We start from the raw sequence: 14,894 nt of genomic DNA on the forward strand, positions 1-14,894 counted from the left end.
TCTAGCTGTGGCAGTGGCCGCCGGCCGGCTGTGCACTTGCGGGCACATCCAGCACGGGGCTGCGGTCGAAGAAGCCCTCGGGCCGCAACCTAAAACCGGCCGTGTCCACGGGCATGATGGGCCAGTCCTCGGGCCGCGGGAAGTGGGTCAGGCCGAAGGTGTGCCAGATGACGATGTCCTGGCCGTCCAGGTCCCGGTCCTGCGCTGTGTACTGCGGCAGCCCCGCTCCCCCGCCGTGCTGGTTCACGAAATCTCCCGTGGGGTAGCGCTCGTCCTCGGCGAACCGGGTAACCCACAGATCCTTCGTGGCGAAAGCGGCGCGCCGGGCAATCGAGGACGCCGGGTCCGCCAGCAGGGTGGGCTGGCCTTCGGCGTGGAGCTTGTACGCCACCGGTTCGCCGAGGCGGTTCCGTGACTGCGGGTTGGAGATGACCCAGGTCCGGCCGTTGCGGGCATCGGCCTCGCGCGCGCCGTCGGATTCACGGGCGATGAGCGTGCGCTTCCGGGAGAAGGCGTTGCCGCGTTCGTTGCCTTCGCCAATCGCCTGCCGGACGATGTCCTCTTCTTCCACCCGGTTGGTGAAGCCATCGATTGCCATGTCCAGGCGGGCGCTGAACAGGTGCTGGTGATAGGGGGCGCCCAGCCCCGGGGCGAGCTGGGAGATGTTGGCCGAGCCGCCTGCCGGGTAGGCGGAGGTGAAGACGACGCCGGTGGCCTTGGCCTCGAACTCGACGGTGCCGTCGAGGTAGAGGTACCAGTAGAAGCCGTAGTCGTAGTTGCCGATGGTCGTGAAGAACGAAATGACCAGGCGGCGGTTGCGGCGGGTGTAGTTGATGCCCGTCCAGAGGTCGCTGTGCTTGGCCAGGATCCCCCAGTCTTCCTCGTGCATGCAGATGCCGTTGCGGATTTCGCGGGGGTTGCCGAAGGCGTCGCTGATGACGGGGCTGAGGTAGGTGATCTCGCCGAGGCAGTCGCACCCCAGTTCCAGGGAGTTGGCGTACTGGCCGACCAGGTATTCGCCGGTGTCGAAGTAGTTCTGCCAGGACCGGATCGGCGACGGGTCCCCGTACGGGACCACCATTTCGGCGATCGACGCCCGGTTGATGACTGGGCGCAGGCGTTCGCCGTCCTGGAACGCAAGGTTATGCAGCACCACGCCTTCACGAACATCGAAGCCGACGTCGAGGCTCCACTTTTCCCACTCGATGTGGTTGCCGCCGGTGACGGTGAAGCTGGGTCCGTCCGGCTGGGTGATGTTGATGGGTTTCTGCGTGCTGCGGAGCGGACCGGTGAGCTCCGGGTCCGTGTAGTTGCCGTGCTCTGCGGGAATCGGGACGATACCGGTGTCCAGGACCTGGGTGACTTCCTTGCTGACCACATCGACGTACGCCACGAGGCCGTCCACGGGGTGCGCCCAGGCGCTGTCCTCGGGGAAATCCTGCACGAAAGCCAGCCCGCGCAGGATGCGGCGGCCCTTTTCCTCCGGATACTCGAAGACACCGGCGGATAGGGGCGCGACCCGCACCTTTCCGACGTCGAGCCCGCGCGCTGCGAGCGCCTCAAGCCACCGCTCATCCGTGGCCAGAAGCTCCTCGACGACCTCGAACTCTTCTTCCAGGACAGGGAGTTCACCGGCCACCGCCGTGTCCAGCTCGACGACGGAAATCACCGCGCCGCTGGACACCGAGACCGTCACGTCGGCCGGACGTCCTCCCGATACGTCGTGCAGAAAGACCCGGAACCGGCGGTCCCCGGTTTCCGCCGCCGAGCCCCTGGCGGGATCCAGCAGGCCCAGGTACGCGATTCGTTTTGTCTCGCCCAGCAGCCCCGCTGCGCGCAGGACGCCTTGGACTGCCGTGATTTCGGCACTCGCGGCCAGACTGTACGGACTGGATGGACTAAACGAGGTGCGGGTGTCAGTTTGTGCGGTCATGGTGGCGGCCTTTGTCCGGGGACCCTGGCGGGTCAGAACTTTATTTTCTATAGTTGTAGAGAATACGGAAATGTAAGCTGTGCCACAAGAGTCCGTCGTGAAATGTGTTGGGGAGCTGTCCGGTGCCAAAGATTGTCGACCACAACCAGCGGCGGCTTGAACTCGTTGATGCCACGTGGCGGATCATCGCCCGGCTCGGAATCGAAAGTGCCACCATGCGCGAGATCGCGCTCGAAGCCGGCTTTGCGAACGGTGCCCTCAAGCCGTACTTCCCCACGAAGGATGACCTGCTGACCTTCGCGTTTGGGCATGTCTTCAACCGCACCAACGAGCGGATCGCCGGAGTCACGGCAGGGCAGGCGGGGCTCGCGGCCCTCAGGGCATTCTGCGTCGAAGTGCTGCCCCTGGATGAGGAGCGGATCAACGAGGCCCGAATTGTTATTCCGTTCTGGCAAAAGGCCATAAACGATCCCGACAAGGCCGCCATCCACCGGGACTCGATGCAGCTGTGGCTTGCCGCGATGCGGCAGTACCTCGCCGAGGCGCGGCTAGCCGGCACAGTCACCACCGCCGTCACCGACGCGGCCCTCGCCGGACAGCTGCTCAATCTCCTGCTTGGCGCGCAGATCGCGGCGGCGCTCGCCCCGGAGGGCCAGGTGGAGCTTGGGCTGAACGAGCAGTTGGACGGATTCCTGATCCTGCTGGGCCACTAGTTCCGCGGAACCTTTTTTATTCGCCCGTTGTCGAAAATAGATGACACCGGTCGATTCCGGCGTTACCCTAAAAGGACTGTGTCCCATGACACATTTTCCGCAGTACGACGGCGTCAGGATCCTTTATGAGCGCAGTTGCAGCCCGCCCCTCCTTCAGTCCCGCCGGACAGGACCTGCGCACCAGCACAGCGGCCTCCTTCGATCACTGGCGGCACCTCGTCGCGGAGTCCTTCGTTCCGTTGGCCGCCTCAAGCAGGGACGCGGACAACTTCCGCGGCCGCATGCGGGCCCGAAGGCTGGACCGCGTGGCGGTCGTCGAGGTCGCCTCGACGAGCCATGAGGTGCACCGGACGCCGGCGCTGATTGCCCAGTCCCAGCAGCGCTATTTTAAACTCAATCTGCAGCTGCAGGGCACCGGGCTCCTTATCCAGGACAACCGCGAGGCTGTCCTCCAGCCGGGCGACCTCTCTATCTATGACACCAGCCGCCCCTACACGCTGGCCTTCGAGGGCGACGCCCGCCTTATGGTGGTGATGTTCCCCTGGGACGCACTGTCCCTGCCGCCGGACTGCATCGCGCAGCTTTCGGCCGTGCGGATGGCCGCCGGCTCAGGCCTCGCCGCAATCGTCGGGCCGTTCATCGCCCACCTTGCCGAGAACCTCGATGCCCTGAGCGGCCCCAGCGGGTCCCGCCTTGCCACGAATGCCCTCGATCTTGTGTCCACGATGCTGCATTCGGAGCTGGACATGTCCGCTGACCGGATGCGGCCGCAGGCCCTCCTGGCGGCATCCGTCCGCGAGTACATCGACGCCCGACTGGCCGATCCGCTGCTCTCGCCCGCGTCCATCGCGGCAGCCCATTTCATCTCCACCCGGCACCTGCACAACGTTTTCCACGAATCCGGAACCACAGTGGCGAGCTGGATCCGGAGCCAGCGGCTGGAAGGGGCGCGCCGCGAACTGCGGGATCCGCTCCTGGCCGGCATGCCCGTCGGAGCCGTGGCCGCGCGCTGGGGATTCCTGGACGCGGCCCATTTCAGCCGCTCGTTCCGTGATGCCTTCGGCGAATCCCCCAGCGACTGGCGGCGCGGCGCCTAGAGCTGCCACCCCCGGCAGGCGGCGGCCCCCGGCGCTTGTGCAGCACCCGCACCCGGCACCAGCACTGGCACCCGAAGGGGCGGTCCCGGCGCTGCCCGGAACCGCCCATGCGGCGATCGAAGCCCGCGGCTATGCGGGGGCCTCCTCCCGCGCGGCCCTGCGCTCCACCCCGACCTCCACCAGCACACCGGCAACGAAGACCAAGGGAACGGCGGCAAGCAGGCCCATGGCCGTTTCGGCGCTGCCGCCGATGAGTGCCGTGAAGTTGCTGGCAACAAGGGCCAGAACCCAGCCAAGTAGCAGGGTGGCGAGTGTCGGCGCCACTTTGGTCTGCCAGACCTGGCCGGCCACCCTTTCGCGCCGGAAATACGCGACGACGGCAAGGGAGCAGAGGATATACAGGACCAGGAGCGCCGCCACGGCCAGCCCGCTGAACCAGGAAAAGAGGGTCAGCACAGGGTCCAGGGAAAGTACTGCGAACGGTGCCACCAGCAGGAACGCGATCACGGTCTGGATTCGCGCTGCGGTGGCGGGTGCCCGGTGCCGGTTGGTGCGGGCGACAGTGCCCGGCATCGACCCGCGCAGCGCCAGTGAATGGAGGTAGCGGTTGATGCCGTTATGGAAGGCGATAATGCCGGCCAGCAGGGAAGTCACGAGCAGGATACCGGTGGCGATCCCGGCCCACGGCCCGAAGAGTTCCACCATCGGTGTCAGCACGAAGGAGGTGGAGTCACCCGATTCGAGGGCCGCCCCCGCCGCATCAATGACATGCGAGGGGCCATAGTAGCTGACCAGCATCCACGAGATGAAGGAGAAGAACACCGAGATAACCACTACCGAAAGGTACGTGGCCCGGGCCACCGTGCGCTGGGCGTCCTTGGCTTCGGCTGAGTAGATGGCAGTCGATTCGAAGCCGAACATGGAGGCTACAGCGAACATAATGGCCACGCCCGGGGCGCCCGTCGCGATCGCCGCAGGAGAAAAGGAAGCCGCCAGGCTGATTCCTTCGGGGCCGCCGCCGCGCAACAGCACGGTGAAGCCGAACATGATCAGGATGGCGACCTCCAGGCCCACCAGCACCGCCAGTACCCGCGCCCCCAGTTCGATGTTGAGGGATCCCAGCACCTGTACGCCCGCCATGGTGACCACGGCCAGCAGCCACCAGGGAACCACGAAGCCGGCGGACCCGAGGAGTCCGGCAAACGCGGCGCCGTACAGCCCGTACATCGCGGCCTGGACGGTGCTGTAGGCAAGGAGGGCGAGCCACGCGGCTCCCGCCCCTGTTTTGCGTCCAAAGGCGGCCGTGACATAGGCGTAGAAGGCGCCGTTGGCCTGGATTTTGCGGCTCATCGCAACGAACCCGACGGCGAAGATCACGATGACAATGCCCACCACCAGGTACGCCCCGGGCGCTCCAGGGCCGTTGCCGAGGGCCGCGGCCAGCGGCGACGCCCCGACGATTCCGGTCAGCGGCGCCTGGGCGGATAAGACAAAAAAGAGAATGCCCATCACGCCGACGCTGCCGGCGCGCAGTGCTGTGGAGTGCTCGGCGCGGGGAGTGGCTTCCGCGGTCCGGGACTCGGATTTTGAAATACTCATCGGATCCTTCTTAACGGTCATGAGTCTGGGGATTGGCGGTGCGAGAAAGGCGGTGTGAGAAAGGAGGGGTGTCTGGCACCATGCAATCCAGCATTGCAGGTGACGCCCATCACCCTTTTGTCGATCAGCGATCGTTTGTTGTCCCTCAGCGCAACGGCATCCAGGGCCGCCGCGATCCTTCGCAGTGGGTCAACTGCAGTTCGCGCAAAGACAAGACTGCGCGCCCCGCACCGGAGGACACTCGGAGATGACAGCACGGCCAACTACTCGATGTGGAGTACACCCCATGGAAACTTACGACGCCCTCCTGGCCTCGATCACCCCGGACACCGGCGACACCCGGACCATCCTTGACCCCGCCACCGGCGCCGTCGTCGGCGAAGCGCCGGTGCACACCTTGGCGGACCTGGAGCGGGCCGTTGCCGCTGCCGGCGCCGCGCAGCCCGCGTGGGCGGCATTGGGCCATGACGCGCGGAGCGCCGCACTGTTGCGGGCCGCCGACGCCGTCGAACGCTCTGCCGAAGAACTCGCCCACCTGCTCTCCCGCGAGCAGGGCAAACCCCTGAACGGCCCCAACGCGCGGTTCGAGGTCGGCGCCTGCGCAGCGTGGCTCCGCACGGCTGCCGGCACCGCGATGGAGCCGGAGACCGTGGTGGACGACGGCGAAACCCGCGCCGAACTGCACTACCGGCCCATCGGCGTCGTCGGGGCGATCGGGCCCTGGAACTGGCCCATGATGATCACCGTCTGGCAGATCGCACCGGCCCTCCGGATGGGCAACGCCGTGGTGGTCAAACCTTCCGAATACACCCCGTTGTCCGTCCTGGCCCTGGCGAAGGTCCTCAACGAGGAGCTGCCCGAAGGCCTCCTCACCGTGGTCTCCGGCGGCCGCGACGTCGGCGCACGGCTGGCCGAACACCCCGCGATCGGCAAGGTGATGTTTACCGGCTCCACCGCCACGGGCAAGGCCATCATCAGGTCCTCCGCAGACACGGTCAAACGCCTCACCCTCGAGCTCGGCGGCAACGACGCCGGAATCGTCCTGCCCGACGCCGACCCCAAGGCCATCGCCGAAGGCCTCTTTTGGGGCGCCTTCATCAACACCGGCCAGACGTGCGCGGCCCTGAAGCGCCTCTACGTCCACAGCGACATCTACGATGCCGTCTGCGAGGAACTTACCGCCGTCGCAGCCGCCATGCCGATGGGAAACGGCCTCGACGAGGGCAATGTGCTTGGCCCGCTGCAGAACAAGCAGCAGTTCGACATCGTGGCCCGGCTGGTTGATGCCGCCCGCGACTCGGGGGCCAAGCTCCTGCTGGGCGGGGACCCGGACACAGACCAGCCCGGCTACTTCTACCCCGCCACCCTGGTTGCGGACATCGACAACAACAATGCCCTGGTGGCCGAGGAACAGTTCGGTCCCGCGCTGCCCATCATCCGCTACAGCACGGTGGACGAGGCCGTCACCATGGCCAACGCCCTCGACGTTGGACTCGGCGCCTCGGTCTGGTCCGCCGATCCGGCGGAAGCCCGCAAGGTCGCGGCCCGGCTCGAGGCCGGCACCGTCTGGATCAACAAGCACGGCGCGGTTGACCCGAGGGTCCCCTTCGGCGGTGCCAAGCAGTCCGGCTACGGCCTGGAATTCGGCGTCGAAGGCCTCAAAGCCCTCGGAGTACCGCAGGTCATCAACGGCTGACCATTTTTCAACAGCCGGAAACCGGTCGGCCGGGGCGGGCCGGTCAGAGGCCCATCGCGGTCCGGACCTCCTCGAGAATTCGGTGCATGGCGGACTCGGCCGCGCCTGCGTCCCCCGCTGCGACCGCGGCGGCGACATCCTCGTGCGCCTGCAGCGCTTCTTGCCGCGGGTGGAAGGGCATCAGCCTCTGCCGGGTGCGGCTGGAGAGAACCTCGGCCACCATCCCGTCCAGGGCCTGGAACATCTCGTTGCCGCTGCTGTGCAGGAGCAACTGGTGAAAGGCGATGTCGGCGGTCAGGAATCCTTCCAGATCGCCTGCCTCTCCGAGCCGGCGCAGCTCCGCCGCCAGCGTAACGAGCCGACGGCGTTCGGCGGAGCCCGCCCGGCGGGCCGCACCGGCCGCGGCGATTGGCTCGACGGCGATGCGGAGTTCAGTGAGGCTGGCGTACTGTTCAGTCCGTCGCCCTGAGGCCAACCGCCAACGCACCAGCTTCGGGTCAAAAACGTTCCAGTGCGCGGAATCCTGCACCACGATGCCTACGCGGCGCCGGGAATAGACCAGATTCATCGATTCAAGCACCCGCGTGGTGTCGCGGGCCAGGGTCCGGGAGATGCCGTACTGCTGCTGGATGCCCTCCAGTGTCAGCCGTTGTCCGGGTGCGAAGGTGCCCGAGACAATTCCCTCGCCCAATTCGTCCAGGACCCGCAGGTGCAGGGCACGAACGGGTTCACCCCGGTCAGCGGCGTCGCCGTGTTCGCCGTCGCCGCCGTTCTCCTCGCCGCGCTCCTGGTCTGGTGTCGCCGTCGACATGTCGAGCCTCCCTCTGCCCGCAAGGGCTGCCTCCCAGCATAGTGCCCGCTCAGCCAAAGGTGTGACTTTTCTAACGTAAAGATAGTACGATTGACCCATCAAAGGTGCTACCTTTTTGATCGGGCCGTAGCGATGGCCCTTGGTTTGTCCGCGTCTTCGGACATCGTCTACGGAGGTAAACAATGACGTTTTCTGCCATTCACCTGGTGGTGATGGGGGTTGCAGGTGCCGGAAAGTCCACGGTTGCCGAGGCGCTGTCCCGAGATCTGGGCTGGGCCATGGCCGAGGCCGACGAATTCCATCCGCAAGCCAACATCAGCAAGATGAACAGCGGCACCCCGCTGGAAGACAGCGACCGCTGGCCCTGGCTGAACGCCATCCGGGACTGGATGACCTCCCAGGCCCGCGCCGGGCAGTGCACGGTCCTGACGTGCTCTGCCCTCAAAACCGACTATCGCGAGTTGCTCTCCGGAGCGGAAGGCAGGGTTGTCTTCCTGCATTTGGACGGCGAACCCGGGCTGCTGGCGGAACGTATGCAGGGCCGCGCAGGCCACTTTATGCCCGTCACCCTGCTGCCCAGCCAGTTGGCCACGCTGGAACCGCTAACCCCCGCCGAGCTCGCCGGGGGAAGCCTGCGCCTGGAAATCACCCGGACCCCCGAACAGCTGATCGCCGAGATCAAGGCGTCGCTGGGGCTCTCCGGCGGACCCGGCACCGGCCTGTCCCCCAGGGCCTGACTCTTCCCCTAATTCCTTCCGGCCTTTTCACCCCTTTTTACCCCTATTGCCCCGTTGCTTCAAAGGAGAACCATGACCATCGAAGGATGGACTCAAACCCTCGGCGCAGGTCCCCTGCTGCTGATCGCCGCCGCGGCCATCGCCGTGCTGCTGTTCCTCATCATCAAGCTGCGCGTCCATGCGCTGCTTGCCCTGATCCTGATCAGCCTGGCCACCGCGTTCGCCACCGGAATTCCGGCGGACAAGGTCGTGACCGTCCTGGTCAGCGGTTTCGGCACAACACTTGGCGCGGTCGCGCTGCTGGTCGGCCTCGGTGCGATGCTAGGCCGCATTGTGGAGACCAGCGGCGGGGCCAAGGCCCTGGCTGACCACCTCATCAACCTGTTCGGCGAAAAGCGTGCGCCTTTCGCCCTGGGCCTCGCCTCGCTGATCTTCGGTTTCCCAATCTTCTTCGACGCCGGCCTCGTTGTGATGCTCCCGGTGGTCTTCGCTGTCGCGCACCGTCTCGGCGGCGGCGTACTGCGCTACGGGCTTCCCGCAGCCGGCGCCTTCTCGGTGACCCACATCTTCCTGCCCCCGCACCCGGGTCCGGTCGCAGCCGCAACGTTCTTCGATGCCAACATCGGCCTGGTCCTTATTGTCGGCCTGATCGCTGCCATCCCCACCTGGTACGTCACGGCATATCTGTTCGGCCTGTGGACCGGTAAGCGCCTGGTCCTGCCTGTCCCCACCCTGCTGGGCCAGGCCGACGCCGCAGCTGAAGCCAACCCGCCTAAGTTCAGCACCGTCGTCGGGGTCCTGCTGCTACCGCTGGTCCTGATCTTCCTCAACACCGGGCTGAGCACACTCTCCTCCGCCGGCGTGCTGCCGGCCTCGGCCAAGTCCGAGGCTTGGTACCAGGTCCTGCGGACCCTTGGTGAAACCCCGGTAGCCCTGCTGATCTCTGTCCTCGTGGCGGCTTTTGTCCTGGGCCGCAGCCGCGGCCTGCACGGCAGCACCTTGGAAAAGCTGTTCGAGTCGGCGCTGGGCCCGGTCTGCTCCGTTATCCTCATCACCGGCGCCGGCGGTATGTTCGGCGGTGTCCTGCGCACGTCGGGCATCGGCAAGGCTCTCGCTGATGTCCTCGGCGACGTTGGTATTCCGCTGATCCTCGCCGGCTTCCTCATCGCGGCCATCCTGCGCATCGCTCAAGGCTCCGCCACGGTGGCGCTGACCACCACAGCGGGACTGATCGCACCGGCCGTTGCCGCCGCCGGCATGAACGGCATGCAGCTGGCAGCCCTCGTGATCGCGGTCGCCGCCGGCTCCGTGGTTGTATCCCACGTCAACGACTCCGGCTTCTGGCTGGTTGGCCGCTTCTTCGGAATGGACGTCAAGACCACGCTGAAGACCTGGACCGTGATGGAAACACTCATCGGTGTGATGGGCTTCGGGATCGCTGCGGCCGTCTTTGGCCTCGCCGGCCTCGCCAGCTAGCCGCGCGGGCGGCCGGCCAGGCCGGCCCCGGCACACGCAACCAGAACGACGACGGCGGGATATCCCGCCGTCGTCGTTCGTTCAAAGTCCCTGGCGCAAAGGAGAGGCCGGCAGCCCAAGGTGCCGGGCGGTCAGCCGGCGGTTTCGCTGCCCTGGCGAACCGCGGGTTCAGGCGCGCTGGTGGACAGGTGCAGCCGGGTGGAGAGCGCTGCGATCGCCGCGAAAACAAAGGCGCCGATGGCGATGGCCAGGGACGTTGCGGCCACAGCTCCATAGCCGCTGATCCGCGGGTCGAGGAACGGATAGGGGTACCACCCGGCGATCGGGCCCCTGATCAGGCTGTAGACGAGATAGAGGAGCGGAAACCCAAGCCAGATCAGGGACGTCCGCAACGGGATTCTGGTCTTGGGCAAGTCAACGAGCCAGTCGATCACCATAATCGTGGGGATCGTAAAGTGCAGGACCACATTGATCCAGGGGATTGGCGTGTTAACGTCCACGTTGCTCAGCAGCAGGTTGTACACAATTCCGGTGATGGTCATGTAGATGGTCGCCGCGCCCCGCAGCAAATCAAGCCACCGCGGGTTTTCTCCCCGCCACGCGAAGGTGCCTGCTACTGCCAGGGTCACAAAAGCGATGACGTTTGATTCGATGGTGAAGTAGCTGAAGTAATTCACCGTCGATGCTCCGGGCACGCTGGTGAGCAGATGCGCGAGCTGAAACGCGACGGCCAGCAGTCCTATGGCAGCGAACCAGTACCTGAAGATCGCAAGTCCGCGGTTGGGGATCGTCATGGTGTCTTCCTTCATGTGGGGTTCAGGGGCCAGGACCGGCTGGCACCTTCGCATTTCATCTTTGCCCTATTGGGATGAATGTACCGTGTCCACACCCTTCGCGGCCCGGACCGCCACCCCGGGTCAGCAGGCGTCGGCCTCCGCGTTGAGATCCCGGTCCCTGGTTTCGGGAGCGATGAACCCGGCCGCCCAGCCGATCGCGGCATAGCTCATCAGGATAGCGGCGATCGGCACCCAGCCCGGACCCGTCGCCGCGACGACGGCGGCGGCCAGGACGGGCCCCAGGCCGCCGGAAAGCACCGCGCCGATCTCCTTGACCGTCGTCATAAAGGTAAAGCGGTGCTTGGACCCGAACATCTCCACCAACCAGGTTGATTCCACGCCGTACATGTTGGGCAGCGGACCGCCGATGAAAATGACGAAGACGAGGGCCACCAGCAGCGGGTTCCGGGTTTCAATCAGCAGCATCGCAGGGATGGTGAAGGCGAACTGGAAGCCGGAGAGCCACAGCCAGACCCGGCGCCGGCCGAACCGGTCGGTGAGCTTGCCCGTCAGCAGAACTGTGGCGACGCCCAGGATCGAGCCGAGCGTCACGCCGGTCGTGACGAGGTTGGCGTCCATTTTCACCACGGACACGGTCCAGCCGATCAGGAATCCCTTGACGAGGTAGACCGAACCGTTCTCACCGAGCTTGATGCCCAGTGAGACGAGGAATGATTTTTTGGCGTCCGCCGCGTCACGCCAGACGCTTTGCTGCCTGGCCTCGACGCGCGCCGCAGCACGCCGCGCCTTGAGCTCCTCGAAGACCGGAGATTCGCTGACGCTGCGCCGCAGGTACAGCGCCACCAGGGTGGTCACGACGCTCAGCAGGAAGGGAATACGCCACCCCCAGGCGAGGAATTCCTGCTTCGGCATCTGCGATAGCAACAGCCACAGTCCGCTGGCCAGAAGCACACCGGTCGCGGTCCCCAACGCCACCACCGCACCATAGAAACCGCGTTTGCCAGCGGGCGCGGATTCCACCAGCAGCAGCGAGGCCCCGGACAGTTCAGCGCCGGCACCGAAGCCCTGGATGAGCCGCAGGAGCACCAGGAGGATGGGCGCGATAACGCCCACCTGGGCGAAGGTCGGCAACAGGCCCATCCCCAGGGTGGCGATCCCCATCATCCCGACAGTGATCACCAAGATCCACTTGCGGCCGTATTTGTCCCCGAGATAGCCGAAGTAGATTCCGCCCAGCGGCCGGACGAGGAACCCGGAGCCGTAGGCGGCGAAGCTGGCCAGCAGCGCCATTGCCGGGTCGACATTGGGAAAGAACAGCGGCCCGAAGACCAGCGCCGCGGCCAGGGTGTAAAGCGTGAAGTCCATGTACTCCAACGCAGAGCCCAGCCAGGATGAGATCGAGGTGCGGCGCAATTCAGCCGGCGTCACCCCAGGATGCAGCGCCGTGCCCTGCGCGCCCGCCTCGGCGTGTGTCAGTTTCAGGTTTTCAGTAACCACGGATTTTCTCCCTCGTGAAGAGCCTGCAGGCAGGCTCGGCCGTAACGTCGTTGTTCGGATGGTGGTGCAGGGTGGTGCCGGAGACCGGTCAGCTCCGGAGCAGGGACACGGTTTCCGCGATGCAGGCAGGCTTTTCGGAACCTTCCAGCTCGATCAGGTGCCGGAACTGCAATTGCCGGCCGTTGGCCGTGTTGGTCACCGAAGCCAGCGTCAGCCGGTCCCTGATTCGCGAGTTCACCAGGGCGGGCGCCGGGAACCTGACCTTGTTCAGGCCGTAGTTGATGATCATCGCCGCGCCCTGGACCCGGTAGACCTGACCGGCAAGGTACGGCAGCATCGAGAGGCTGAGATACCCGTGGGCGAGCGTGGCGCCGAACGGTCCGGCAGCGGCCCGCTCCGGATCGGTGTGGATCCACTGCTGGTCCAGGGTCGCATCGGCAAATGCCTGGATCTGGGACTGCTCCAGGGTGTGCCAGGCGCTCACCCCGATTTCCTGTCCAGTCATGCTTGCCAGCTCGGCGGCGTCCTCGAACAGCCTCATCTAAACCCTTTCCAGCAGCATGGCGACGCCCTGGCCCAGCCCGACGCACATTGTGGCCAGGCCGCGGCCGGCGTTTTCGCGTTCCATCCGGCCCAGCAGCGTGACGACAATTCTTGATCCGGAGGAGCCCAGCGGATGCCCGAGGGCGATTGCGCCGCCGTCGTTGTTGACGGTGCCGGCATCCATGCCGAGCAGCCGCATGCAGGCCAGCGACTGCGCCGCGAAGGCCTCGTTGAGCTCGACGGCGCCGACGTCGTCCAGGCTCCAGCCCGCCTTGGCCAGCGCCTTCCGGGTCGCTGGGACCGGGCCGATCCCCATCACGTCCGGGGCGACGCCGGCGGCCTGGCTGGTGACGATGCGCGCCCGCGGCGTCAGGCCATAGCGCGCCACGGCCTCACCGCTGGCGACCACCACTGCGGAGGCGCCGTCGTTGAGGGAACTGGAGTTGCCCGCGGTGACGATTCCGCCGGGCTTGACGAGTGGCCGGAGCCCGGCCAGGGACTCGGCGGTGGACCCGCGCCGCGGCCCTTCGTCGGTGTCCACAAGCGATACTTCACCGCGCCGGCCGGTGACCGGGACGGGGACGATTTCGTCCCTGAAGCGTCCGGCGTCGATCGCCGCCAACGCCAGTTCGTGCGAGCGCAGCGCGAAGCTGTCCGCGTCGGCGCGGGAGATCCCTTCTCGGCCGGCCACTTCTTCGGCGGTTTCGGGCATCGAGAACCGGGCGTTGGATTCCATCCGCGGGTTGACGAACCGGGCACCGATCGAAGTGTCCGCCAGCTCCCCAGGTTTCGCGTAGGGTTTCTCCGGCTTGGCCAGCACCCAAGGTGCCCGGGTCATGGACTCGACGCCGCCGGCCACCACCAGCTCGGCGTCGCCGTTGCGGACCGCCTGCGCCGCCATGCTGACGGCGGTCAGGCCGGAGGCGCACAGCCGGTTGACCGTTACAGCGGGGACGGCCTCGGGCAAGCCGGCCAGCAGCACTGCCATCCGGGCGACGTTCCGGTTGTCCTCCCCCGCCTGGTTGGCGCAGCCCAGGATGACCTCGTCGATGCTGGCCGGGTCGACGCCGGCGCGAGCCACGACGGCCTGCAGCACGAGCGCGGCCAGGTCATCGGGCCGGACCGTCGCGAGTGCGCCGCCGTGGCGGCCCACCGGCGTGCGGACGCCGCCGACCAGGAATGCCTCGGGCATCAGCGGGCCCCGCCGTTGATGTAGAGCGTCTGGCCGGAGACGTAAGAGGAATCGTCGCTGGCGAAGAAGGCAACGACGGCTGCCACTTCCTCGGGCTGGCCCACCCGGCCCAGCGGCGTGCGGGCCGCCACCGCCTCCTGGTGTTCGGCCGGGCTGCTGCCGACGCGCTCGGCGGTGGCCGCGGTCATCGAGGTGGCGATGTAGCCGGGGGCCACGGCGTTGACCGTGACGTTGAATGGGCCGAGTTCGATGGCGAGCGTCGCCGTCAGGCCCTGAATGCCGGCTTTCGCGGCGGCGTAGTTGGCCTGGCCGCGGTTGCCCAGCGCGCTCCGGCTGCTCAGCGAGACGATTTTCCCGTACTTCGCAGGGACCATGTACCGCTGGGCCGCACGGGAGCACAGATAGGCACTGGTGAGGTTGGTGGCCAGGACCGAGTCCCAATCCGGCCGGTCCATTTTGAAGAACAGGTTGTCGCGGGTGATACCGGCGTTGTTGACCAGGATGTCGAGGCGGCCGAACTCCCGATGGATCTCCGCAAAGACCCGGTCCACGGTGGCTTCGTCGGTGACGTCGCAGGCGGCGGCGATGGCGCGGCCGCCTGCCGCGAGCACCTGCGGGTCGACAGTGATCGCCTGAGCGGTGGCTTTGGCGCCTTCCTCATTGAGGTCCAGGACGACGACGGTGCCGCCCCCCGCGGCCAGCTTCAGCGCCGTGGCGGCGCCGATCCCCTGGGCGCCGCCAGTGACGACGGCCACTCGGTTGGTGAAATTAGTCATGGTGTTTCCTTCGCTTGCGTGGAATGT

General features: G+C 66.5%; 13 protein-coding genes. 5 read left to right on the forward strand and 8 right to left on the reverse strand.

The genetic code is table 11. From position 1 onward, the window contains the following. Position 1: 1 nt before the first annotated feature. Positions 2 to 1,933, reverse strand: coding sequence for a primary-amine oxidase (locus tag QI450_RS14890; protein ID WP_226775278.1), 1,932 nt, complete (start codon positions 1,931 to 1,933; stop codon positions 2 to 4). 122 nt (positions 1,934 to 2,055) lie between these two features. Between QI450_RS14890 and QI450_RS14895 the strand changes: the two genes are divergently transcribed. Together QI450_RS14895 and QI450_RS14900 are read left to right on the forward strand one after the other, a co-directional pair. Further along, on the forward strand, positions 2,056 to 2,646 hold the full coding sequence (locus tag QI450_RS14895; protein ID WP_226775277.1) for a TetR/AcrR family transcriptional regulator: 591 nt from the start codon (positions 2,056 to 2,058) through the stop codon (positions 2,644 to 2,646). 125 nt (positions 2,647 to 2,771) lie between these two features. Further along, complete coding sequence (locus QI450_RS14900) at positions 2,772 to 3,743, forward strand: helix-turn-helix domain-containing protein (protein ID WP_226775276.1); 972 nt, start codon at positions 2,772 to 2,774, stop codon at positions 3,741 to 3,743. A gap of 129 nt (positions 3,744 to 3,872) precedes the next feature. Here the strand turns inward: QI450_RS14900 and QI450_RS14905 are convergent, their stop codons facing one another. Beyond that, positions 3,873 to 5,342 (reverse strand): APC family permease, encoded by a 1,470-nt coding sequence (locus tag QI450_RS14905; protein WP_226775275.1) that lies wholly within the window; start codon positions 5,340 to 5,342, stop codon positions 3,873 to 3,875. Positions 5,343 to 5,628: 286 nt separating this feature from the next. Between QI450_RS14905 and QI450_RS14910 the strand changes: the two genes are divergently transcribed. After that, on the forward strand, positions 5,629 to 7,038 hold the full coding sequence (locus QI450_RS14910; protein WP_226775274.1) for an aldehyde dehydrogenase family protein: 1,410 nt from the start codon (positions 5,629 to 5,631) through the stop codon (positions 7,036 to 7,038). Between the two features lie 43 nt (positions 7,039 to 7,081). Here the strand turns inward: QI450_RS14910 and QI450_RS14915 are convergent, their stop codons facing one another. Further along, positions 7,082 to 7,849, reverse strand: a complete 768-nt coding sequence (locus QI450_RS14915; RefSeq protein WP_226775273.1) for an FCD domain-containing protein — start codon at positions 7,847 to 7,849, stop codon at positions 7,082 to 7,084. A gap of 182 nt (positions 7,850 to 8,031) precedes the next feature. Between QI450_RS14915 and QI450_RS14920 the strand changes: the two genes are divergently transcribed. Further along, positions 8,032 to 8,586, forward strand: coding sequence for a gluconokinase (locus QI450_RS14920; RefSeq protein ID WP_226775272.1), 555 nt, complete (start codon positions 8,032 to 8,034; stop codon positions 8,584 to 8,586). Positions 8,587 to 8,658: 72 nt separating this feature from the next. After that, complete coding sequence (locus QI450_RS14925; RefSeq protein ID WP_226775271.1) at positions 8,659 to 10,062, forward strand: GntP family permease; 1,404 nt, start codon at positions 8,659 to 8,661, stop codon at positions 10,060 to 10,062. 131 nt (positions 10,063 to 10,193) lie between these two features. Here the strand turns inward: QI450_RS14925 and QI450_RS14930 are convergent, their stop codons facing one another. From QI450_RS14930 to fabG, 5 genes are all read right to left on the reverse strand, one after another. After that, positions 10,194 to 10,856, reverse strand: a complete 663-nt coding sequence (locus tag QI450_RS14930; protein WP_226775270.1) for a Pr6Pr family membrane protein — start codon at positions 10,854 to 10,856, stop codon at positions 10,194 to 10,196. Positions 10,857 to 10,979: 123 nt separating this feature from the next. Then, the gene (locus QI450_RS14935) at positions 10,980 to 12,356 is read right to left on the reverse strand and encodes an MFS transporter (RefSeq protein WP_226775269.1); all 1,377 of its coding nucleotides are present in this window, start codon (positions 12,354 to 12,356) and stop codon (positions 10,980 to 10,982) included. A gap of 88 nt (positions 12,357 to 12,444) precedes the next feature. Further along, complete coding sequence (locus QI450_RS14940; protein WP_226775268.1) at positions 12,445 to 12,897, reverse strand: MaoC family dehydratase; 453 nt, start codon at positions 12,895 to 12,897, stop codon at positions 12,445 to 12,447. After that, positions 12,898 to 14,091, reverse strand: coding sequence for an acetyl-CoA C-acyltransferase (locus QI450_RS14945; RefSeq protein WP_226775267.1), 1,194 nt, complete (start codon positions 14,089 to 14,091; stop codon positions 12,898 to 12,900). It abuts the gene before it with no gap. Then, positions 14,091 to 14,867 carry a 3-oxoacyl-ACP reductase FabG gene (gene fabG, locus QI450_RS14950; RefSeq protein WP_226775266.1) on the reverse strand — a complete coding sequence of 259 codons (777 nt, stop codon included), beginning with the start codon at positions 14,865 to 14,867 and terminating at the stop codon, positions 14,091 to 14,093. Before fabG ends, QI450_RS14945 begins: the two co-directional genes overlap by 1 nt. Positions 14,868 to 14,894 lie beyond the last annotated feature (27 nt).

This window comes from Arthrobacter sp. EM1 (assembly GCF_029964055.1).
In the GTDB taxonomy this organism is placed as follows: domain Bacteria; phylum Actinomycetota; class Actinomycetes; order Actinomycetales; family Micrococcaceae; genus Arthrobacter.

Excerpts from the sequence above, each read along its gene's own strand:
- QI450_RS14890 (WP_226775278.1), bottom strand. The coding sequence starts at position 1,933 with ATGACCGCACAAACTGACACCCGCACCTCGTTTAGTCCATCCAGTCCG.
- QI450_RS14900 (WP_226775276.1), top strand. The coding sequence starts at position 2,772 with ATGAGCGCAGTTGCAGCCCGCCCCTCCTTCAGTCCCGCCGGACAGGAC.
- QI450_RS14905 (WP_226775275.1), bottom strand. The coding sequence starts at position 5,342 with ATGAGTATTTCAAAATCCGAGTCCCGGACCGCGGAAGCCACTCCCCGC.
- QI450_RS14910 (WP_226775274.1), top strand. The coding sequence starts at position 5,629 with ATGGAAACTTACGACGCCCTCCTGGCCTCGATCACCCCGGACACCGGC.
- QI450_RS14915 (WP_226775273.1), bottom strand. The coding sequence starts at position 7,849 with ATGTCGACGGCGACACCAGACCAGGAGCGCGGCGAGGAGAACGGCGGC.
- QI450_RS14920 (WP_226775272.1), top strand. The coding sequence starts at position 8,032 with ATGACGTTTTCTGCCATTCACCTGGTGGTGATGGGGGTTGCAGGTGCC.
- QI450_RS14925 (WP_226775271.1), top strand. The coding sequence starts at position 8,659 with ATGACCATCGAAGGATGGACTCAAACCCTCGGCGCAGGTCCCCTGCTG.
- QI450_RS14930 (WP_226775270.1), bottom strand. The coding sequence starts at position 10,856 with ATGACGATCCCCAACCGCGGACTTGCGATCTTCAGGTACTGGTTCGCT.
- QI450_RS14940 (WP_226775268.1), bottom strand. The coding sequence starts at position 12,897 with ATGAGGCTGTTCGAGGACGCCGCCGAGCTGGCAAGCATGACTGGACAG.
- QI450_RS14945 (WP_226775267.1), bottom strand. The coding sequence starts at position 14,091 with ATGCCCGAGGCATTCCTGGTCGGCGGCGTCCGCACGCCGGTGGGCCGC.
- fabG (WP_226775266.1), bottom strand. The coding sequence starts at position 14,867 with ATGACTAATTTCACCAACCGAGTGGCCGTCGTCACTGGCGGCGCCCAG.